This is a genomic window from Sphingobacterium spiritivorum (assembly GCF_016724845.1).
GTDB lineage: Bacteria > Bacteroidota > Bacteroidia > Sphingobacteriales > Sphingobacteriaceae > Sphingobacterium > Sphingobacterium spiritivorum_A.
The window spans coordinates 3570217-3592643 of sequence record NZ_CP068082.1; the positions used below are offsets into that span (position 1 = coordinate 3570217).

Here is a 22427-nt window from a genome sequence, read left to right on the forward strand (position 1 = left end):
GAGCCTTGCATAACAACTTAATATACCTGTTAAATCTTTCTTTTGATATGCTGCAAAAGTGCTATCTTTAATCCATATAAACTTGAAAAATATGGGATTGTTAGATAAAATCAGAAATGAATTTATAGATATTATCGAGTGGGTGGATGATACCAGGGACACCATTGTCTGGAAATTTCCACGCTACCAGAATGAGATAAAAATGGGTGCGCAGCTTACTGTGCGTGAAGGTCAGGCCGCTGTATTTATGAATGAGGGACGTATAGCAGATGTATATTACTCTGGCCGATATGAGCTTTCAACGCAGAATATGCCTATTATGACGACTTTACAAGGCTGGAAATACGGTTTCAACAGCCCCTTCAAAGCAGATGTATTTTTTGTGAGTCTACGGCAGTTTGTGAATCAGAAATGGGGAACCAACAATCCTATTATGCTGAGGGATGCTGAATTCGGCCCGGTACGCCTGCGTGCATTTGGTAACTATGCTTTCAGCGTCAAGGATCCCGGCTTGTTTATCAAGACAATTTCGGCAACCAATCCTACATTTACAGTAGATGATATAAATGAACAACTGCGTAATATTGCAGTTACCCGTGGTATGGATGCTGTCGCCGAATCCAGGATTCCGGTTCTGGATCTGGCCTCCAATTATGATGAGGTATCTGGTCTTATTCAACAGAAAATAAGTCCTGAATTTGAAGAGATTGGGTTACTGCTTAATAAATTCTTAATTGAAAATGTCTCTCTTCCCGATGAAGTCGAGAAGGTATTAGACAAACGCAGCAGTATGGGCATCGTAGGCGATCTGGGGGCATATGCGCAGTATCAGGCGGCCAATGCAATGGAAAAAGCTGCTGAGAATCCAAGTAGCGGCGGATTGATGGGTGCCGGTATGGGCGCCGGACTTGGAATGGGAATGGCTGGAAATATGGCCGGAGTCTTTCAGGAACGTAAGTTTGAGGGTAATCAGCCTGCTGCTCAGGAAGCAGGGGCAGTGCCGCCGCCGCTTCCTGTTCAAGTTGCTTACTATGTTGCTGTCAACAATAAGCAGGAAGGACCCTTTGATATGACGCAGCTTAAAGATATGATTGCAAGTGGTAAACTCACTTCTAATATGCTGGTATGGAAAGCTGGATTTGATAATTGGATAGCGGCATCACAGACAACAGACCTTGCCCTGTTGTTCCAGCAGACTCCTCCTCCGATACCAGGCGCCTAAGCAAATTCAATCATTGTTCATGGCATTTGAAGAAAAAACTGCTGAAATAAATAAAACATTTAAATGTACCGGGTGTAGTGCTCCTCTGGCCTATAAACCCGGTACAGATTATCTGTTATGTCCGTATTGCGGAACGCGTAATACAATAACACAAAATGTGGAGAATGCTCCTCCGCTTACCTTTCCTATAGATTATGAGCATTACATTGCTTCTATAAAAGATGTAAATGACAACAGATACGAGGAGCTGCAGGAAATTGCGAAATGTACAAACTGCGGGGCATCTACAACACTCCCTTCGCATGTGGTTGCTGCAAAGTGTGCCTTCTGTTCATCACCTCTTGTTATAGATCATCATACCGAACATATTGTACGGCCTCAGGCGCTGGTTCCTTTTTTTATTGATAACAAGCTCGCTTATCAGCAATTTAAAACCTGGGGAGGTAAGCGCTGGTTCGCCCCTAATGATTTTAAACGAATTTTTGATACATACTCTCTGAACGCATTGAAAGGGGTGTATATTCCTTTCTGGGTTTTCAATGCAAATACAGTCACCGATTATACCGGAGAGCGGGGAGATCATTATTATGTGGAGCGGACGGTAAGAGATAAAGACGGGAATACAACCACGGTACAGGATCAGCGTACACGCTGGCGATATGCCTCCGGAAGAGTATCTGTAACCTTTAAGGATATTACAATATGTGCTTCTCAGTCACTTTCTCAGGCTTCCAGTGACAAACTCGGACCCTGGCATTTAGACAGACTCGTTCCTTTCAATGAACAGTATATCAGCGGATTTTCGGCACAGACCTATCAGTTGGATCCACAGGCAGCCATGGCTGAAGCCAAAGCGGTCATGCAGTATCAGATCAGGGGATATATAAAAGACGATATAGGTGGTGATGAACAACGTATTGATTCTGCAGATACAGATTTTAGTAAAGAAGGGATACGGTATGTGCTGTTGCCGGTATGGCTGACTTCCTACAAGTATAATGGAAAATACTATCAGATCATGATCAATGCCTTCAGTGGAAAGGTGTACGGGGATCGTCCGTATAGCACATGGAAAATTGTTGGTGCTATTTTGCTGGGAATTATTATTCTGTATATTATTGGTCTGTTTTTAGGAGTAGGGTAGATGTGAATATTCCATAGTTCAGGATTCAAATTCTGTACTATGGAATGCTTGAAAGACCTTAGAAATCCCGGTATTCATCAAACCATTGACTGGCTTTCTCAGATGAGATGGATATGGAGGAGGATTGTATAAGTTGATCTACAGCCAGACCTGCGTCTTCGCGCTCTGTGGTCTCTATATCCGGTAAGGTATTGATAACCCGGATTACTTTACCAACAGAGGCTTTCACTTCATCTTCCGTTTTTGCCTTGCTGATTTCTTTTAGCGCTGTTTTATAAGCTTTGGTAGCCAATTTTGCATTCTTATCTGCCCAACCGGCAAAAGGGATTCCGTATTCTGTTGTAAACCAGATCTTTTTTCTTAGTTTGGATACTGAAGCATACGTAAATACTCTTTCTTTGCTGAGTTGCTGCAGTTCTTTCTTCAGAACTTTTCCTGTCTCTTCCTCTATGTTCCATCCTATAAAATACCTTAGTTGAGGCCATGCTGTTAATGCGGGAATATCAGCCAGATCAGGGACGTATCTCAGTTCTATAGATTCCAGGTGTTTCAATTCTTTCAGTGCATAAAGGTTTGTCAGATTTCCGCTCAGGCTTAAAGACTTCAGATTTGTGAATTGCAGAAGACTTTCACAGTCAAATGCCTGACCTGCAGGAGGGACATTTACGTCTATGTGTGGTACTTGCTCAAAATTCCTGAATACAGGTAGCTTATAGGAGACTATCTCTTTCTTTGCTGTGTCCGGAGAGAAATGCAGGTAGGGAATCCGGGCAGACTGCTTTATCTCGAACTGTGCCAGATTGCCGGACAGATAGAGTCTTCTGATCTTGCTTCCCAATGTTAATTCGACCTGCTCTCCTGCAGAATGAACATGAAAATTTCCTATATCGGCTTTTGTCAGATCTGCTGAAACCGATTCATACGGAAACCAATGAAAATCTTCAACAGATCTTTGTTCTGACCATTGCACAAATCTGTTATCATTACCTGCATAATATAAAAATCTTGGCCAGCGTGAACCTGCAGGTGTACTGAATTCATCAAAGCAATTCCATTGTATCACATCTCCCTTTTCTACCCAGGTATCATATTTACCTTTGGAAATGCCTTTAGTACCTATAGAAAAGCTTCCCTGTCCTGCAGGGATAGTTATTTTATGACTTTGAGCTGCGGTTAATGAAATACAGACAGGTTGGTCTTTTTGCATAGGAGGGAGGTTTTGTTCACGTTTATACAAAGCAGATAGTGCTGCAGAGTCCATACTCTGCAGCACTATTTTTACTTAATAATCCTTTTTATCTTATTCGATTTTTTGATCAGCTTGTACAGCTCATCATAGTCTTCTTTTTCGATAGCCTGATGTAGTAATTGCAGCTGTTTGATATGTTCATCCAGCACTTCCAGGACATTTGCCCTGTTTTGTTTGAATATAGGCGTCCACATGTCTGGCGAACTCTTAGCCAGACGAACAGTAGATTCGAATCCCGAACCTGCCAGTTCAAAAATACGTCCCTGTGATTTTTCTTTTCCCAATACCGTGAGTGCAAGAGCAAAAGAAGTGAGGTGTGAAATATGGGATACATATGCTGTGTGTACATCGTGTTCATTGGCATTCATATACGAGGTTTTCATCTCCAGTTGCTCGGTAATAGAGTCTGCAAGTTCAAAGGCATCTTCGTCCGAACGGAAAGCTTCTACATATACCATCATTTTATCTTTAAAAAGATTAGGTACAGCCGCTTCCGGACCTGAATATTCTGTTCCTGCCATCGGGTGTGCAGCTACATAGCGTCCTCTTTTAGGGTGGTTCTCTATAAGTTTGAGAATATTTTCCTTTGTAGAGCCCATATCAATGACAACCTGATCTGTGACCAGATCCAGGATTTTAGGTGCAAGTTGTAAAATTGCATTTACCGGAGCGGCCAGAATAATCACCTTACAGCTTTTTACAGCTTCTTCCAGAGAGGCGATCTCATCAACCAGATGAAGCTGAAGAGCTTTTTTCTGATTAGATTCACTCTTGTCAACTCCTATTATTTTAGAAAAATTTCCTTTTTCTTTCAATCGGATGGCTACTGATCCTCCGATCAGTCCGATTCCGACAATTGCTAAATTCATTAGAAAATGATAATTAAAACGTAAAAATTAAACAGACGTTACACATCAGCTTTTGTATCGCTTTTATGTACCGGCTGTTTTCAACCTATCCCCTGATCCGTGCTATGGCTTCTTCAAATACAGCTTCTGTAGCACATAAGCTGACGCGTATATAACCATTGCCGGCATCTCCGAAAATTCCTCCGGGAGTGATAAAGACACGAGCCTTATTTAAGACTTCATCGCTCAGTTGATATCCGTTGGTATACTTTTCCGGAACTTTGGCCCATATAAACAGACCCACCTGATCTTCTCGGTAGCTGCAACTAAGCAGGTCTAACAGTTCCAGGGCTTTATCTTTCCTTTTCTGGTAAGCTGCATTCAGCTCCGTATACCATGCGCTATCCAGGCTAAGGGCTTTAGCAGCAGCAAGCTGCAGGGGCAGAAACATTCCTGAATCCATATTGCTTTTGAATCGCAGAATCTCATTGATGCGTTCTTCTGCTGCGCATAGCATACCTATTCTCCAACCGGCCATATTAGACGATTTACTTAATGAATTAAGTTCTATAGCTACATCTTTGGCTCCTTCTGTCTCCAGAATACTCTGCGGATGATCGTTCAGAATAAAGCTATATGGATTATCGTGACAGATCAGGATATTATATTTTTTACCAAAGGCGATCACAGCTTCAAAAAAAGAAGTAGTAGCCTTAGATCCGGTCGGCATATGCGGATAGTTGATCCACATAATCTTGACTTTGGACAGATCCGTTTGCTCCAGCTCATTCAGGTTGGGCAGCCAGTCATTTTCCTCAGTCATCGTGTAGGGAACAGCTGTTGCACCACTGAGACGTACAGCCGCCGCATAGGCCGGGTATCCCGGATTAGGGATAAGGACTTCATCTCCTTCCTGCAGGTACGTCATACAAATATGGACGATGCCTTCTTTGGAACCGATCAAAGGTAAAATCTCTTTTTCAGGATTAAGAGATACGCGATAATATCGTTCATACCAGTCAGCAATAGCTTTGCGTAATACGGGGCTACCTTTATAATTTTGATAACCATGGGTATTTGGCAAGCTGGCTTGCTCATGAAGGGTTTGAATAACTTCGGGATGTGGAGGCAAATCGGGGCTTCCAATTCCCAAATTGATCACGCGGGCTCCGCTTTTGTTGAGCTCGTCAATCTCTCTCAATTTTTTAGAGAAGTAGTACTCTTCGGTCTGTTGCAACCTTTTGGCAACGTTAATTTGCATTTTAATTTGTGTTTTGAAAACTCTAAAGTAAAAATAATGAACCTATTTACGCTAAAATATAATAAAAAAGCGAAAGGAAAGTGCCGGATAAAGCTATTTCCTTTTTGGAGCACATTTCCTTTTTTGTACATTTATCATTCATTCAACATCAACCAACTACATGAATACATCGGGCAGAAGAGAGTTTATCCGCACAGGTAGTGCAGTTCTGGGCGCAATGATGATACATCAGTTGCTGTCCGCAACAGCTGTAAAGGGTAAAAGAATAGGAATTATCGGTCTGGATACTTCCCATGCTGTCGCCTTTACCAAAGCGATCAATACAAACCCTGCTGCGTACAGAGATTACCATGTTGTAGCGGCATATCCTTACGGAACAAAGACTATCCCTTCAGCAACAGACCGTATTCCTAAATATATAGAAGAAGTAAAAAGTCATGGAGTGGCTATTGTAAGTTCAATAGCTGAGTTATTGAAAAAAGTCGATGCTGTGCTGCTGGAAACGAATGACGGACGTCTGCATCTCGAACAGGCTACCCAGGTCTTCAAATCCGGTAAACCTGTTTTTATTGATAAACCTATCGCTGCCTCCTATGCAGATGCTTACAGGATTATGAAACTGTCCCGTCAATATAATACCCCTATGTTCTCTACATCTTCGCTGCGGTATATTGGTGGAATGGAAGAAATCACCGGAGGAAGATATGGAAAGGTATTAGCGGCTGATGTTTTTACACCTGCAACGCTCGAAACTACACATCCTGATTTTTTTTGGTATGGCATTCATGGTGTAGAAATGTTGTTTGCCGCAATGGGAACAGGGTGTAAATCGGTGTCACGCGTGCATACTACAGATTCGGATCTTATTGTAGGGGTGTGGGAAGGAGGACGTATAGGTACTGTACGTGGTATGCGTATGGGAAAGAATGATTTTGGCGGAGTAATTTTTTGTGAACAGGAAAATGTGAGACTGGGGGAATTCAAAGGTTATGAGCCGCTGCTGCATAAAATTGTTGATTTTTTCGATTCCGGCGAACCTCCGGTAGACGAGAGCCAGACATTAGAAATCTGTGCTTTTATAGAAGCTGCAGATATCAGCAAAAACAATAACGGAAAGGCCGTCGAACTGTCCGGAATAAGCGCTGTATCTGAATAGTTAAATTGGCGTTAGCGAATTAAAAAATAAGCGGTATTCCTGTCTTAATTGTGTAACATTGTTTATTATAATGTTCAACTTTATGCGTAAGGTTGACAATTTTACTATTTTTGTTGGCTTATATCATTAAATGAAGACTTACTTTAGACTACTTTCATTTGCCAAACCCATTGAAAAATATGCGATCCCGTATATTATATGTACGTTGGTTACAGTCATATTCAGTACGCTCAATCTTGCATTGTTAGCTCCTTTACTGCACACGTTATTCAATACGGAAGGAGAAGTAAAGGCTGCTTTAGTCGAGCCGGATGGTATGTTTGATATTCTGGGCTATTTTAATTACTACGCCAATTGGGCTAATCAGCAATATGGTCCGTATGAAGCACTGAAGATCGTGTGTATAGTGATTGTCATATCGGTACTGATCAGTAATGCTTTTCGATACTTTTCTCAGCGAATAATGGAAAATTTACGAATCCACACGCTGTTGAATCTTCGTAAAGCTGTATTCGGGAATGTCATGGATCTGCATCTGGGATATTTCAGCGGACAGCGTAAGGGAGACGTGATCTCCAAGATAGCTTCGGATGTACAGGTGGTACAGTTTTCAGTTACAGGTACACTGCAGGTCGTGTTTAAAGAACCGTTGCAATTGATCGCTTACCTGGTTATGCTATTTGTGATATCGGCCAAGCTGACTTTATTTTCCATGTTGGTGATCCCGGTCTCTGCATTTTTCATTTCACGTATTGTTAAGACATTAAAAGCTCAGGCACAGGAAGGACAACAGTCCTATGCCAATATGATTACCTATCTGGATGAAGCTCTGTCCGGTGTGCGTATTATCAAAGCATTCAATGCAACAGATTTTGTAAAGAACAGGTTCAATAATGAAAACCACCGCTATGCGAATATTATGCGCCGCATGGTTCGCAGGCAGCAGATGGGATCTCCTGTATCCGAATTGCTGGGGGTAGTCATGGTGGCCGTCATTCTGTTGTATGGCGGGAGTCTGGTGTTAAGCGGAAGCGGTGATCTTCCGGCTGCAGATTTTATAGCGTATATTGCTATCTTTTCTCAGATTATGCGTCCTGCAAAAGCTATCACCGATTCATTCAGTAATATTCATAACGGAGTCGCTGCAGGTGAACGTGTATTGGAGCTGATCGATGAAAGAAGTGAAGTGGTGGATAAAGCAGATGCGGTGGTAGTCGATAATTTCAATTTAGATATCCGTTTTGAACATGTGGATTTTGCTTATGGTGAACACAAGGTGCTGTCGGATATTAATCTCACGATTGAAAAGGGAAAAACAATTGCGCTGGTGGGTCCGTCTGGTGGTGGTAAATCCACATTAGTCGATCTGATACCGCGCTTTATGGATGTGACCGGAGGAAAAGTATTGTTCGATGGTAAAGATCTGAGGGATCTCAACCAGGAATCCCTGCGCCGATTAATAGGTGTAGTGAATCAGGATTCCATATTATTTAATGATACGATCTTTAATAATATAGCTTTTGCCAACGAGTCTGCTACACAAGAGCAGGTAGAGGCCGCTGCAAAAATTGCGAATGCTCACCAGTTTATCCTGAATACGGAAGGGGGGTATCAGACCAATATCGGTGACCGTGGTGCTAAGTTGTCCGGAGGTCAGCGTCAGCGCCTTTGTATTGCGAGAGCTGTCCTGAAAAATCCGCCGATTATGTTGCTGGATGAGGCGACGTCAGCATTGGATACTGAGTCCGAAAAACTGGTGCAGGAAGCGTTGTATAAACTTATGGAAAACAGAACAACTGTGGTCATTGCACACCGGTTGAGTACCATTCAGAATGCGGATAAAATTGTCGTTGTGGAAGGCGGTAAGATCGTGGAATATGGTACGCATTCTGAACTGCTGGTTAAACAGGGGCTGTACAAGCGCCTTATTGATATGCAACAGTTTGGCGAATAGTAATCTTTTTGTAAACTGAATGTTTTAACAAGAATCTGCTCGCATTTTTATTCTAATATTGGTACATTTGTCTAATAGGAGAAGAGAAATGGAAGCTAGACATAAAATAGATTTTTTAATCAACGATAGCCGTTTAGACCCCGAATTGCGCCGCATTGCAGAGAAAGTTGTAGCAGGAGAGCGTATTACATTTGATGAAGGGGTATTGCTCTACGAAAAGGGAGAATTGAGTTACCTGGGGGTATTAGCAAATTATATTCGGGAGAAGAGACACGGTGATATCACCTATTTCAATCGAAATTTTCATATCGAACCTACTAACGTATGTGTATACGATTGTAAGTTCTGTTCGTACTCGCGCATGATCAAACAGCGTGAAGAGGGGTGGGAAATGGATGTGGACGCTATGATCGATATTGTCAAAAAATACGATGATGAGCCTGTCACTGAAGTGCATATCACAGGAGGTGTTGTACCTAAGCAAAACCTCGAATTTTATGCTGATTTCTTCCGTAAGTGCAAAGCGCACCGTCCGGAATTACATATCAAAGCATTGACACCTGTTGAATATTATTACATCTTCAAAAAAGCTAAATTGAGCCACTTTGATGGTATGAAATACCTCAAAGAAGCGGGGCTGGATTCTATGCCGGGAGGCGGAGCCGAAATCTTTCATCCGGAGATCCGAGAGCAGATTGCACATGATAAATGTACTGCAGAACAGTGGCTGGATATACATGAACAGGCGCATCTGCTGGGCATGAATACCAATGCAACCATGCTTTATGGGCATATTGAAAAATTCTGGCATCGTGTAGATCATATGGAACGCCTGCGCCAGTTGCAGGATAAAACAGGAGGATTTCAAACATTTATACCGCTGAAATTCAGAAATAAAGAAAATCAGATGTCTGACGTTGATGAGGTTTCTGTTATTGAGGATTTGCGCAACTATGCGGTTGCCCGTATTTATATGGATAATTTTCCGCATATTAAAGCATACTGGGCTATGATTTCCAGAGATACCGCACAAATGTCACTGAGCTTTGGGGTTGATGATATCGATGGTACATTAGACGATACGACCAAAATATATAGTATGGCCGGAGCGGAAGAGCAGACACCGGCAATGAGCACGCAACAATTGGTCGAACTGATCAAGAATGTAGGACGCCATCCAATAGAACGGGATACGCTATATCGTGTCGTTACGGATTATAAGGATCATGTATTTGATGATGAGTCTGCAAAGAAGAAAAACTATTACGCTTTGCCGGTTCTTAACAGCTGATTTTTTGAAAAAGACATTTTATTTTATACGCCACGGACAGACAGATCTCAACCTCAAAGGGATCGTACAGGGAAGAGGAGTTAATTCTCCGCTCAACGATAACGGAAGAAAACAAGCTGATGCTTTTTATAAGGCTTACAAAGATGTACCCTTTGATAAGGTATATACTTCGACTTTGTTGCGTACTCACCAGACAGTAGAGCCCTTTATTGAGCAGGGATTAGACTGGGAACAGCTTATCGGACTGGATGAGATCAGTTGGGGCATTTATGAAGGTCGCGAACAGACTCCGGATATCATGTCCGGATTTGAAAAGGTTATACAGGCCTGGCGCAGCGGAGAACTGGATCTGAATATTGAGGAGGGCGAATCTCCTAACCAACTGGTGGAGCGTCAGAAGGAAGCAATCGCATATATGCTGGATCAGCCGGAAGAAAAGACTATTCTGGTCTGTCTGCATGGACGTGCTTTGCGTATTCTGATGTGTGTCCTTACGGATACGGATGTAAGCATGATGGATGATTTTCCACATACAAATACCGCACTTTATATTGTTGAATTTGAAAATGGCAAATTCAATGTCATAGATTATTATAATACCAAACATTTGGAAGAAATAGCCGAGCATGAATAAAATAAGAATATCTGCCGTATCCTACACCAATACACTGCCTTTTTTAAACGGAATTAATCATTCCGATATCAAAAATAAAATAGATCTTCGCGTAGACCATCCAAGTGCCTGTGCACAACGTGTGATTGATAATGAAGTGGATATGGGAATTATTCCCACAGCAGCTTTATTGAGTCTGCCGGAATATTATATCAATACGGATTTTTGTATCGGTACCGAAGGTGCTGTAGATTCCGTATTTATCTTTTCGCAGAAGCCTGCAGACCAGATTTCTTCAATTCTTCTTGATCCGCAGTCCCGCACTTCCAACGGACTCGCGCGTATTCTTTTGAAATATCATTGGAAACGGGATGTGGAGATTCTTACAGAAGGAGAAGCAGATGCTTATGTACTGATCGGTGATCGTACATTTGGTAAAAAAGGTACGGTTCCTTATGTATACGATATGGGATTGGAGTGGAAAAACTTTACGGGTCTGCCATTTGCTTTTGCTTTATGGGTTTCCAATAAGAAACTCCCCGAATCCTTTGTTGAAGAGTTTAATGAAGCCTTGAAGTATGGCGTAGAGCATGCAGAAGATGTGATAGCCGGTCTTCCTGTTTACGAAGGCATGGATTACAGACAATACCTGACGCAAAATCTGGATTTTCATTTAACAGATGCTAAACGTGAAGCGGTAGAACGCTATCTGGAGCTTTACAGATCATTATAAGCTCATCCTTAGTATAAAATAATGGAAGGCCCCGGATTTTAATCCGGAGCTTTTTTAAATAGTTTCTCTCACCTTTTCAAGGAGAGATGCCCGCAGGGCAGAGAAGGTTTTAGTGAAATTATAGCCTGTATAAGCACAAGCGGACGCTTGCGCCATAGAAGGAAATTCTAGAGACTGTAGCGGCACAAGTAAGATTCATCTTAAGAAATAGATCAAAATCTCCATATTACAAAATGTTGGCGGGGACGCCAACATACGCTGGTTGAAGCAAACGGATCAACTTAACAAGTGTTTTGCAATATGCTCACCGTGCTGCCGCGCACCGCATCTTTTTCTCTCCTTTTTAAGGAGAGATGTCCGCAGGGCAGAGAGGTTCTGGTGGAATTATAGCCTGTAGCGGCACAAGCGGACGCTTGCGCCATAGAAGGGAGGTTTTAGTGGAATTCTAAAGCCTGTAGAGGCACAAGTAAGATTCATCTTAAGAAATAGATCAAAATCTCCATATTACAAAATGTTGGCGGGGACGTCAACATACGCTGGTTGAAGCAAACGGATCAACTTAACAAGTGTTTTGCAATATGCTCACCGTGCTGCCGCGCACCGCATCTTTTTCTCACCTTTTCAAGGAGAGATGCCCGCAGGGCAGAGAGGTTCTGGTGGAATTATAGCCTTTAGAGGCACAAGCGGAGGCTTGCGCTATAGAAGTGACAAGGACCAAACCGGATTAATTCTCTCCTTTTCAAGGACAGAGGTTATTGTATCAAAAGTTTGACGGTAACAGCTAACTGAATTTTAGTATTTTAGAATAACCAAATACTAAGTACTAAACCGAATATGATGAATGACACCGATTTTGATGTGATTGTAGTGGGCTCAGGTATCAGCGGAGGATGGGCTGCAAAGGAATTTTGTGAAAGGGGATTTAAAACGCTGGTTATCGAACGCGGGAGAATGGTTAAACATATCAAAGATTATCCTACAGCCAATACGGATCCCTGGCAATTTCCGCATCACAATGCCAAAACCCGTGAAATGATCGAACAAAATCCGGTGATCAGTAAACACTATAATTACAGCGAAGCTACTCAGCATTTCTATATTAAAGATAAAGATCAGCCCTATATTCAGGAAAAGCCTTTTGACTGGATCAGAGGATATCAGGTCGGAGGTAAATCCTTGTTATGGGCAAGACAAACCCAACGCTGGAGTGATTTTGAATTTAACAGACCCTTACGTGATGGATTTGCGGTAGATTGGCCGATCCGCTACAATGATTTAGCGCCCTGGTACAGCCGTGTCGAAAAATTTGTAGGAATTTCAGGTGAGAGAGATAATATAGATAGTCTGCCGGATAGTGAAGTAGTCGGTGCATTTGAAATGAATGTGGTAGAAAAATATATCAAAGAAAAAATCAATACGCACTTTAAAGACAGACATGTGATAATAGGTCGTTGTGCGAATCTCGCTGAGTTAACCGAATTTCACCGTCAGCAGGGACGTATGAAATGTCAGGCACGTTCACTTTGCGAACGCGGATGTCCCTTTGGCGGTTACTTCAGTTCCAATGCTTCTACTTTGCCTTTTGCGGAAAAGACCGGTAATCTGACTTTAATGACCGATACTGTAGTTGAGTCTGTTGTATACGATGAAGTGTCGAAGAAAGCTACTGCTGTACAGGTAATTGATGCTAAGACAAAGGAAAGAAAACAGATTACAGCTAAAGTTATCTTTCTGAATAGTTCGACCCTTAACAGTAATCTGATCCTTATGAATTCGAGATCTGCAGCTTTCCCCAATGGACTGGGAAACAAAAATGATATTCTGGGGCGTTATATAGCTTTTCATAATTACAGGGGGCGTATCTCTGCTACCATAGATGGATTTGAAGATGCATATCATTACGGCAGAAGACCAACAAATCTATATGTGCCGTCTTTCCGGAATCTGTACAGCAAAGATGCCGATTTTCAGGGAGGTTATATGATGACGCTGGGTGCTTCCAGATCTGGATGGAGCCGGAGTCTGGAAGGGCAGGAGCTGGGCGCAGCCTATAAGGATACTCTGACTCAACCTGGCGGATGGGCTGTATACATGTCTTTACAAGGGGAAACTATTCCTATTTACGAGAATCACGTTCGCATCAGTGATACGGAGAAGGACCCTTATGGTATCCCTCAGCTCATTACTTCAGTTGCCTATACGGAGAATGACGAGAAAATGATGCATGATTTCTTTAAGGAAGGGGTATCTATGTTAGAAAGAGCCGGTTGTAAGAATATTCAGCCTACAGATCATAAAATAACCGGTAACCGCACACCCGGTCTTGAAGTGCATGAGGTGGGAGGCGTACGGATGGGACGTGATCCGCAGACTTCTATGTTGAATGCAAACAATCAATTGCACCATTGTCCGAATGTGTTTGTGACAGATGGCGCCTGTATGACTTCTATGGGGGTTCAGAACCCTTCATTGACCTTTATGGCGCTTACGGCAAGAGCAGCCAACTTCGCAGCAGATCAGCTTAGGGAAGGTATATTATAAGATGTTTCTGAGCTTTATCCGTTGATTAATGTCACGGCTACGTTGGTCATCATGCGTACACTTTCGGGAAGAATATCTTCATCGATATTAAAATGGGGATTATGCAGTTCAGCTGTCAGATTCTTTTCCGGACATTTTGTGCCGATCAGATAGAATGCCGCCGGATAATGCTTGGCATAATAAGCGAAATCTTCTGCAGCCATCCATAGATCCGTCTCTGTGATCTGCTCTGGAGCGAAAACAGAAAGGGCAGCTTTCTTTATTTTTTGAATCAGTAACTCATTATTGAGCAAAGCCGGGTATCCTCTGCGGACTTCTACCTCTACTTCCGCACCCAGTGTTTGTGGAAGTTCTTTGATAATATTTTCCATCAGGCTCAGCGCTTTTTCGCGCCAGGATTCATCCATAGTTCTGAAAGTACCCTCCAGATGTACGGTGTCAGGTATAACATTCGCAGCACCGTTGGCAATTACCTTTCCAAAAGAAAGTACGGTTGGGATAGCTGGATTTGCATACCGGGATACAATCTGCTGTAAGGTTACAATAAGTTGTGCAGAAATACTTACCGGATCTATATTCAGATGCGGTTGCGCACCATGACCTCCTCTGCCTTTGATATCGATATACAATTCATCACTCGAGGCCATGAATTTTCCGGCACGGTACCCAAATTTTCCAACTTCGATTTTCGGAGAGACATGTTGTCCAATCACACCAATCAGGTTAGGGACATCCAGTACACCTGATGCGACTACAGCCTGTGCACCTCCCGGGATCTTTTCTTCCGCAGCCTGAAAGATCAGGATAATGTTGCCGTCTAACTGCTGTTCCATTTTCTTGAGTATAGTGGCTACACCCAGTAAGGTTGCTGTATGGAAATCATGTCCGCAAGCATGCATGATTCCTGTATGAAGTGATTTATAGACGACGTCATTTTCTTCAGTTATCGGCAATGCATCTATATCTGCACGTAATGCCAGTGTCCTGTCGCTCTTACCGTTTCCATTGATAAAACCAATGACACCTGTCTCCGAGACCGAGCGAAAAGGAATAGCTAATTGTGTGAGTATATCCGTGATATAACGGGTGGTTTCGTATTCCTGAAAAGAAAGTTCAGGATGCTGGTGAAGATGTCTTCTCCAACTTCGTATATCATCTGTTAATGTAGCTAAATGGTTGTTGATCTGGTCTTTCATGTGGTGCAGGTTCAGGTAGACGGTAGCCGTCTGCGGGCTAAAAATAAAAAATATTTATGGAGATTACTAAATAAACCGAACCATCAGCGCAACCCAGCCTATAATCATCAGTAATCCTCCAAGCGGAGTGACAGGACCTAAAAACCTTAGATTTTTCTTCCAGTAGTCTGCAAAAGAAAGAAAGTAAATGCTTACCGAGAACAATAGGGTGCCGGCCGTGATGGTATAGTATGCTGTTCTCTCGGATGGCAGATCAAAAGAAAGATTAAAACCTATAATTAATAGTGTCAGTGCAGCGTACATCTGATAACGTACACCCGTCTCAAAAGAAGCTAATTTTTCTTCACTTAATAATTTTTTAAAGGCATGAGCTCCAAATGCACCCAGTACAATGCCGGATGCCCCGAATATGGCGGCAGTAATGATAACCAGTTCTTTCATCTGTTTTTGATTTTTATGCTATCAAAGGTAGTAAAACCCTCTTATAAAGAATCAATAGAATCGTGCACCTGATACGTTTTATTGTTTTGATCCATAAAACTGTATTGCAGATCCAGTAACTCTTTTTTAGCTGCAAAGTATTCAAATGAGATCAGGCTGGAATATAAAATTATACTATTCATTAGCAGATCTAAGTTTTCGTCGTTGTAGGTCACACCGTCAAAATAAGACATCTCATGTGCTGAGCTGTATTTCTCCAGTGTTTCTAATGTTTTTCCTGAAAATTCTTCCCTGATCATAGGGTTTTCGAGCAAGGTTTTGATCTCTTCTCTCAGTCTCAGCTCTTTTCTGCTCAGGTCACTCAGTCTGGCTGTTATTTCTTCAAACGGAGTCTGTTGAAAGGTGAATTTAGTGTCCTCAATAAGCTGCTTGTAAAAATCATATTTATCATTGAAGAGCTGGTCGAGTTTGTAGAATTCATTATACTTCTTTTTGAGAACCGCTGCCTGTCCTGTTTCTTCCGCTTTCTTAATAAAGAATCGGTACACATTCTTGTTGTAGCGGATTATTTCTGCTTTTTTTTCTTCAACCTCCTGATTAATCCGTTCGATGAGTTGTGGTATATCATCAAGCGTGTATTTTGCATGATCGTAGTCAAAGGTTTTGATTGTATGCACTTCCTGTAATAAGCTTTCAAGTGTAGCTTTGTCATTTTCAAGAGCTACGAGTTCATAGGTTGTATTGGCACGGGCAGTCGAAAACAATTCTTCCGGTGTATATCCGGATTCCTGTTCTGCCCCGGTTTCTGCTTCTTCAACCAGGGGGTTATTGTAATCATAAAATCCATTGTAGATCTTTTGGAAGGTATTGCGTTGATGTTTTTTGCAAAACTGTTCCATGAATTCATCATGGCTGAGGGTAGAGGTGACATCCGAATAGCTGACCCTGTCAAACAACTGTTGAGTAATCGTTTCACTCAGTTGTTCACGTTCTTCCAATAAGAGAAATGCAGGGCTGTTGACTGTATTTTCTTTATGGATATTGAGTTTGTCCAGAGCTGTTGCACGTTCCTGCATACTGGGATGAGAAGCCCACTGATCTTTGATGTTTAATTTGGATTTATTGTATTTGGTAGTGTCTTCCATAGTAATGTGCGGAAGATCATGTTCAAATCTGTAGTTGTTTTCTTTTCCCAGATATTCCATTACCCTGGCCTGTTCACTGAAAATATTCTGACTTCTGATATTGTCCGGTATTTTGGCGTCATAAAAAGTAAATACACTGTCCAATGCAAAATTGGCAAATTCCAGACGCAGTAATGAATGTTTAAGTGCTTGTGATCCTGCAACATTTGCGGCGATCTCGTCAGCATGAAATTCCATTTCGCGCGACAAGGCCATGTAATTGATGTTGATATAGGTATACATTTTTTTCAATACCCACTGAATCCCTACAATTATACGTACAGCTAAACTGGTGAAAAATGCAAAATATCCGCTTGCATTGGACCAATTCTGAATCATATTTTCAAAGCCGGTATTGTTGTACAACATATTGTAAATGATCTGATTGACATTGTATACGTAACTGCCAACCTTCATACTCTTTTGTGAAAAATGACCGAATTCATGTGCCAGGATTGCTTTTAACTCCTGCTGAGTCACTGCATTGATCAGTCCCACACCGATCTGCAAATTCTTTCTGATAGGAAAGAACATACTCCAAAAACTGGAATCATAAAATACGGAAGCATTTACTTCTGTAGACAGATATACTTTTTTCGGCGAAGGGCTTTGTACCTCAGTTACTATCTCATCGATCATACGGAACAGTTGCGGATATTCCGTTCGCTTGATTTCTCTAAGATGACTCCGGTCTGTTTTATTGCGGATAAATATGAATTTGACAAGGAAAAAGAGTACCATAAAACCAATACTCCCCAGACCTATTCCGACCATAAATGTGAATATCATTGGACGGAGTACAATAATATAGATGCCTCCTGCCACACAGGCTACTGTCAATGCCACAGCAGACAGTAAGAGAGCGAGGTAAACAAAAGAGAATAAGATAATGGAGGTAATGGATTTTTTTCCGTATTTCCTGAAATTGGGAGAAACCTGCACATTCATAATGCCAAATCAGTAGGTTAATAATTTAAAACTCAAAATATACAACTTTTTTAAGTTATATGAAAACAGTGTTTTAAAATTATGTTACTTTCTGGTTGAAATCATAAAAAAAGCGGCAGTACTGTTCTGTACTTCCGCTTTTTTTATAGATAGCTGGCTGTTTTACTGGTATCCCAGTAACTTCATTACCTGTTTGGAGTTCTGTTCTTCACCAAATACCTCATAGTTGAATGTTTCATCCCGGTTACGTCTTACCAGTACATGTTTAGGTGAAGGTAGTAAACAATGATGTATACCTCCGTAGCCACTCAATACATCCTGATATGCTCCTGTGTGGAAGAAACCAAGATATTGTACTTTACGGGTTTTAGGCATGAACACCGAGTTCATATGCGCTTCCTGATTGTAATAATCCTGTCCGTCACAGGTGATACCACCGAGATTGACACGTTCATATTCCGAATCCCAGTTGTTGATCGGCAATAAGATATATTTTTGATTCAGCGCCCATACATCCGGTAGGTTGGTGATAAATGATCCATCGATCATAAACCATCTTTCACGGTCATTCTGTTGTTTACGTCCTAATACTTTATATAAGATACCGGATGCTTCAGCGACCGTATATTTTCCAAATTCTGTAATGATATCCGGTTCCATGACTTCATGGTGTGCGCAGATCTGTTTGATTCGGTTTACGATTTCGTTGACCATGTATTCATAATCAAAATCATGTACCAGCGAATCTTTGAAAGGCATACCTCCACCGATGTCTAAGGTGTCCAGCTCCGGATTTATTTTTTTGAATTTACAGTAAAGTGTAACATATTTCTCCAGTTCATTCCAGTAATAAGGGGTATCTGAAATACCTGAATTGATGAAGAAATGCAGAAGTTTAACTTTGAAATTGGGATTATCAGCAATTTTATTGTTGTAAAAATCAATGATATCCTCGCTTCGGATTCCGAGACGTGAGGTATAAAACTGAGAATCCGGCTGTTCTTCGGATGCGATACGGATACCCAGTGCACAAGGTTCATCCAGTTCGATCTCATCGTCATACAAGTTGAATTCTTCCTTATTATCCAATACCGGAATAATATTTTTGTACCCGTCATGGATCATATCAATGATGTACTGCTTATATTGATACGTTTTGAATCCGTTACAAATAACCGTAATGTCTTTTGTTACAGTCCCTTGTCTTTCAAGTGTGTCAATCATCGGCATATCAAAAGCAGATGAAGTCTCCAGGTGAATATCATTTTTCAATGCCTCTTCGACTATATGCTTAAAATGCGATGATTTGGTACAATAGCAATATTTATATGAACCGCGGTAATTGTGTTTCAGAATTGCTGTCTGAAACAAGATTTTCGCTTGTTGGATTTTTTTGCTGACAATAGGCAAATAAGTAAAACGTAACGGTGTCCCGTACGTTTCTATCATTTCCATGAGATTCAGATCGTGAAAATACAATTCGTCGTCGATGATTTCGAATCCGTCTTGCGGAAAACCAACACTTAGGTCAAGAAATTCCTGATAGCTCTGCATTTTTTATTATTTTTGGCAAAGATATGCTTTCAATGCGAATACCTGAATAGTGAATGCTATTTATTTGTCGTTCAGTATCAGAAAGTTGTAAATATTACTTAATCATTACATGAGTCAATTCATAGAAAAAGCGCTTATAGACCATACGGTGCAAGCGGTACACGAGCTTTATCAGGCCGAAATTCAGCCTTCCCAGATCGCATTACAGGAAACACGTAAGGAATTTGAAGGCCAGATAACTATTGTGGTTTTTCCGATCACTAAATTTTCTAAAAAGTCTCCTGAGCAAACAGGAACCGAAGTAGGTGAGTTCTTACAATCCCGAATCCCGGAATTATCAGGATTCAATGTGATCAAAGGATTTCTCAATGTAAGTCTTTCGGATAACTATTGGATAGAGCTGTTGAATTCAACACTTTTAGCTTCTGATTTCGGATGCTTTCCGGCAAACGGAAAGAAACTGATGGTGGAGTATTCCTCTCCGAATACAAATAAACCTCTGCACCTGGGGCATATACGTAATAATCTTTTAGGTTATTCCGTTGCTGAAATACTCAAAGCTTACGGATATGATGTGATCAAGGCCAATCTGGTCAATGACAGAGGTATTCATATCTGTAAATCTATGCTTGCCTGGCAGAAATTCGGAAACGGAGAAACGCCTGCATCTTCCGGATTAAAAGGAGATCATCTGGTGGGTAAGTATTATGTGATCTTTGATAAGGAATATAAAAAACAGATCGACGAGCTGAAGGCTGAAGGACAGACTGAAGAAGAAGCGAAAAAGAATGCGCCGCTGATCCGTGAAGCTCAGGAAATGCTCCAGCAGTGGGAGGCAGGTGATCAACAGGTCATTGAACTGTGGTCTACCATGAATGGTTGGGTATATTCGGGATTTGAAAAGACATACAATCAGCTTGGGGTTGATTTTGACAAATATTATTATGAATCCAATACCTATCTGTTAGGTAAAGATATTATTCAGGAAGGTCTGGACAGTGGGGTTTTCTTTAAAAAAGAAGATAACTCGGTATGGATAGATCTGACTGACGAAGGACTGGATCAAAAACTGGTCTTAAGAGGTGACGGAACTTCAGTTTACATCACACAGGATCTCGGTACAGCACAGCTGAAATATGACGAGTTCCATATGAATGAGTCCATATACGTTGTGGGTAATGAACAGGATTATCACTTTAAAGTGTTGTTTCTGATTCTGAAAAAACTGGGCAAATCCTGGGCTTCAGGTTTGTTTCACCTTTCCTATGGGATGGTGGATCTGCCTTCCGGCAAGATGAAATCCAGAGAAGGTACAGTCGTTGACGCAGATGATCTGATGTCCGAAATGGTTGAAACTGCAAAAGAACGTACAGAGGAACTTGGTAAAACAGAAGGTTTCTCGGAGACTGAAAAAGCTGAACTGTACAATACAATCGGCATGGGAGCACTGAAGTATTTTCTGCTGAAAGTAGATCCTAAGAAACGACTGTTATTTGATCCGAATGAGTCTGTTGACTTTCAGGGACACACGGGGCCATTTATTCAATATACACATGCGCGGATTAAATCGGTCTTAAACAAAGCCGGCTTCTCGGAAGCAACTCCTGTTACTAAACCGGCTTCTATCTCATCATATGAACGGGATCTGATCCAGGTATTGGGAAATTTTCCTGTAGTTATCGAAGCTTCGGCAAAAGAATTCAGCCCTGCACAATTGGCCAACTACATTTATGATGTGGCCAAACTGTATAACAAATTTTATCATGAAGAGAGTATTCTGAAAGCAGAGGAGGAAGAGGTGAAAAATTTCCGTCTTCACTTATCTGCTACAGCTGCCAGAGTCATATCAAAAGGGATGAATCTGTTGGGAATACAGGTTCCGGAAAGAATGTAATCAATTGGTGTATGAAGCTCCGCTACTCAAAAGCAGGGCTTCATATGCGTTCTGTCAGAGCGAGTCACAGCGTGTCATGCCGGCGGGAAAAATATAATGTGTATCAATAATTGTATTCAATGAAAAGAATTGGTGTAGGATTAGTTGGATTTGGGATCTCCGGGCAGGTGTTTCATGCCCCTGTAATGCGAGGTGTAGCTGAATTGGAACTGCTTAAAGTAACGGCTCGCAAGCCTGAACAGCAGGCTATTTTACAGGCTAAATACCCGCAGGTAGAGATCGTGCAGACGATAGACGATATTTTAGCTGACGACCGTATCGAACTGGTGGTCATTGCCACGTCCAATGATATGCATTATCCGTTTGTAAAGCAGGTCCTGGAAACCGGGAAGCATGTTGTTGTAGAAAAGCCGTTTACGAATACAACCGCGCAGGCAGACGAACTGATCGCACTGGCAAAAGCAAAAGGATTGCAACTGGCTGTGTATCATAACCTCCGTTTTAACTCCGATTATCGTACGGTTGAAAAGGTCGTTAAGAGTGGTGAACTCGGACCTGTTGTCAATTTAGAGAGTCGTTATGACCGGTTCAGAAACTATTTGCGACCGAACGCATGGCGTGAAAATAATCTTCCCGGATCGGGTATATTCTATGATCTGGGGGCACATCAGATTGATCAGACGCTACAACTTTTTGGAAAACCAACAGGAGTTTTTGCAGATTTAGCCATTCAGCGCACCGGAGCACAGGCTGTTGACAGTTTTGATCTGTTGCTGTATTATCCTAATCTGCGGGTATCATTAAAGGCATCCATGCTGGCTAAGGAAGAAACGACCCGATACCTCATCTTCGGTCTCAATGGTACCTTTACAAAGAATGGTTCGGATCCGCAGGAAACTTTGCTGCGCGCCGGACATTTTCCGGACGAAGACCCGCATTGGGGAGAAGAAGATCCTTCCATCTATGGCAAACTGAATATATTGAAAGACGGGGAAGATATTTCAAAAATCATTCCCTCCGAAAAAGGAAGTTATCTGGATTTTTACAGAAATGTTGTGGATGCTATCCGGGGTGCTGCTCCTTTGATTGTACAGCCTGAGCAGGCACGTGATGTCATCCGTATCATTGAGCTTGGCTATCAAAGCCAGCAGGAGAGACGTGTGATTCCTATCGAAGATCAGCTGATCGCTTACTAATT

Annotated in this window: 17 protein-coding genes; 10 read left to right on the forward strand and 7 right to left on the reverse strand. The window is 41.7% G+C overall.

Translation table 11 applies throughout. The features are described 5' to 3' along the window. The first annotated feature begins 91 nt into the window (after nt 1-91). Together I6J03_RS15085 and I6J03_RS15090 are read left to right on the forward strand one after the other, a co-directional pair. Complete coding sequence (locus I6J03_RS15085; protein WP_003004856.1) at nt 92-1222, forward strand: SPFH domain-containing protein; 1131 nt, start codon at nt 92-94, stop codon at nt 1220-1222. Nucleotides 1223-1241: 19 nt separating this feature from the next. Beyond that, on the forward strand, nt 1242-2366 hold the full coding sequence (locus I6J03_RS15090) for a hypothetical protein (RefSeq protein ID WP_003004851.1): 1125 nt from the start codon (nt 1242-1244) through the stop codon (nt 2364-2366). Nucleotides 2367-2424: 58 nt separating this feature from the next. Here I6J03_RS15090 and I6J03_RS15095 read toward each other — a convergent pair whose 3' ends face one another. The 3 genes from I6J03_RS15095 to I6J03_RS15105 form a co-directional block, all read right to left on the reverse strand. Next, nucleotides 2425-3627 carry a leucine-rich repeat domain-containing protein gene (locus tag I6J03_RS15095; protein WP_236586192.1) on the reverse strand — a complete coding sequence of 401 codons (1203 nt, stop codon included), beginning with the start codon at nt 3625-3627 and terminating at the stop codon, nt 2425-2427. A gap of 17 nt (nt 3628-3644) precedes the next feature. Continuing rightward, nucleotides 3645-4484, reverse strand: coding sequence for a prephenate dehydrogenase (locus tag I6J03_RS15100; protein WP_003004845.1), 840 nt, complete (start codon nt 4482-4484; stop codon nt 3645-3647). An 85-nt stretch (nt 4485-4569) separates the two neighbouring features. Next, nucleotides 4570-5724: a pyridoxal phosphate-dependent aminotransferase gene (locus I6J03_RS15105; RefSeq protein ID WP_201693790.1), complete on the reverse strand. Its 1155-nt coding sequence runs from the start codon at nt 5722-5724 to the stop codon at nt 4570-4572. A 160-nt stretch (nt 5725-5884) separates the two neighbouring features. On the opposite strand from I6J03_RS15105, the gene I6J03_RS15110 reads away from it, so the two are divergent. From I6J03_RS15110 to I6J03_RS15135, 6 genes are all read left to right on the forward strand, one after another. Next, nucleotides 5885-6880, forward strand: coding sequence for a Gfo/Idh/MocA family protein (locus I6J03_RS15110; protein ID WP_003004836.1), 996 nt, complete (start codon nt 5885-5887; stop codon nt 6878-6880). 130 nt (nt 6881-7010) lie between these two features. After that, nucleotides 7011-8834, forward strand: a complete 1824-nt coding sequence (locus tag I6J03_RS15115; RefSeq protein ID WP_003004833.1) for an ABC transporter ATP-binding protein — start codon at nt 7011-7013, stop codon at nt 8832-8834. Between the two features lie 88 nt (nt 8835-8922). Next, nucleotides 8923-10125 (forward strand): aminofutalosine synthase MqnE, encoded by a 1203-nt coding sequence (gene mqnE / locus I6J03_RS15120; RefSeq protein ID WP_003004831.1) that lies wholly within the window; start codon nt 8923-8925, stop codon nt 10123-10125. 4 nt (nt 10126-10129) lie between these two features. Then, a complete protein-coding gene (locus I6J03_RS15125; RefSeq protein WP_003004828.1) occupies nt 10130-10759 on the forward strand; it encodes a histidine phosphatase family protein in 630 nt (209 codons plus the stop codon). Further along, on the forward strand, nt 10752-11471 hold the full coding sequence (locus tag I6J03_RS15130) for a menaquinone biosynthetic enzyme MqnA/MqnD family protein (RefSeq protein WP_201693792.1): 720 nt from the start codon (nt 10752-10754) through the stop codon (nt 11469-11471). Before I6J03_RS15125 ends, I6J03_RS15130 begins: the two co-directional genes overlap by 8 nt. Before the next feature lie 834 nt (nt 11472-12305). After that, a complete protein-coding gene (locus tag I6J03_RS15135; RefSeq protein WP_003004821.1) occupies nt 12306-14012 on the forward strand; it encodes a GMC oxidoreductase in 1707 nt (568 codons plus the stop codon). A 14-nt stretch (nt 14013-14026) separates the two neighbouring features. On the opposite strand, the gene I6J03_RS15140 is transcribed toward I6J03_RS15135, so the two are convergent. From I6J03_RS15140 to I6J03_RS15155, 4 genes are all read right to left on the reverse strand, one after another. Continuing rightward, complete coding sequence (locus tag I6J03_RS15140) at nt 14027-15208, reverse strand: M20 metallopeptidase family protein (RefSeq protein ID WP_003004817.1); 1182 nt, start codon at nt 15206-15208, stop codon at nt 14027-14029. A gap of 66 nt (nt 15209-15274) precedes the next feature. Continuing rightward, the gene (locus I6J03_RS15145; protein ID WP_003004814.1) at nt 15275-15649 is read right to left on the reverse strand and encodes a DUF423 domain-containing protein; all 375 of its coding nucleotides are present in this window, start codon (nt 15647-15649) and stop codon (nt 15275-15277) included. A 41-nt stretch (nt 15650-15690) separates the two neighbouring features. Further along, nucleotides 15691-17781: a M48 family metalloprotease gene (locus I6J03_RS15150; RefSeq protein WP_003004812.1), complete on the reverse strand. Its 2091-nt coding sequence runs from the start codon at nt 17779-17781 to the stop codon at nt 15691-15693. 162 nt (nt 17782-17943) lie between these two features. Continuing rightward, entirely contained in the window at nt 17944-19335 is a 1392-nt protein-coding gene (locus I6J03_RS15155) for an arginine decarboxylase (protein ID WP_003004811.1), read from the reverse strand. A gap of 109 nt (nt 19336-19444) precedes the next feature. Between I6J03_RS15155 and argS the strand changes: the two genes are divergently transcribed. After that, nucleotides 19445-21229 carry an arginine--tRNA ligase gene (argS, locus tag I6J03_RS15160; RefSeq protein WP_003004809.1) on the forward strand — a complete coding sequence of 595 codons (1785 nt, stop codon included), beginning with the start codon at nt 19445-19447 and terminating at the stop codon, nt 21227-21229. 119 nt (nt 21230-21348) lie between these two features. Next, entirely contained in the window at nt 21349-22425 is a 1077-nt protein-coding gene (locus tag I6J03_RS15165; protein ID WP_003004807.1) for a Gfo/Idh/MocA family oxidoreductase, read from the forward strand. Nucleotides 22426-22427 lie beyond the last annotated feature (2 nt).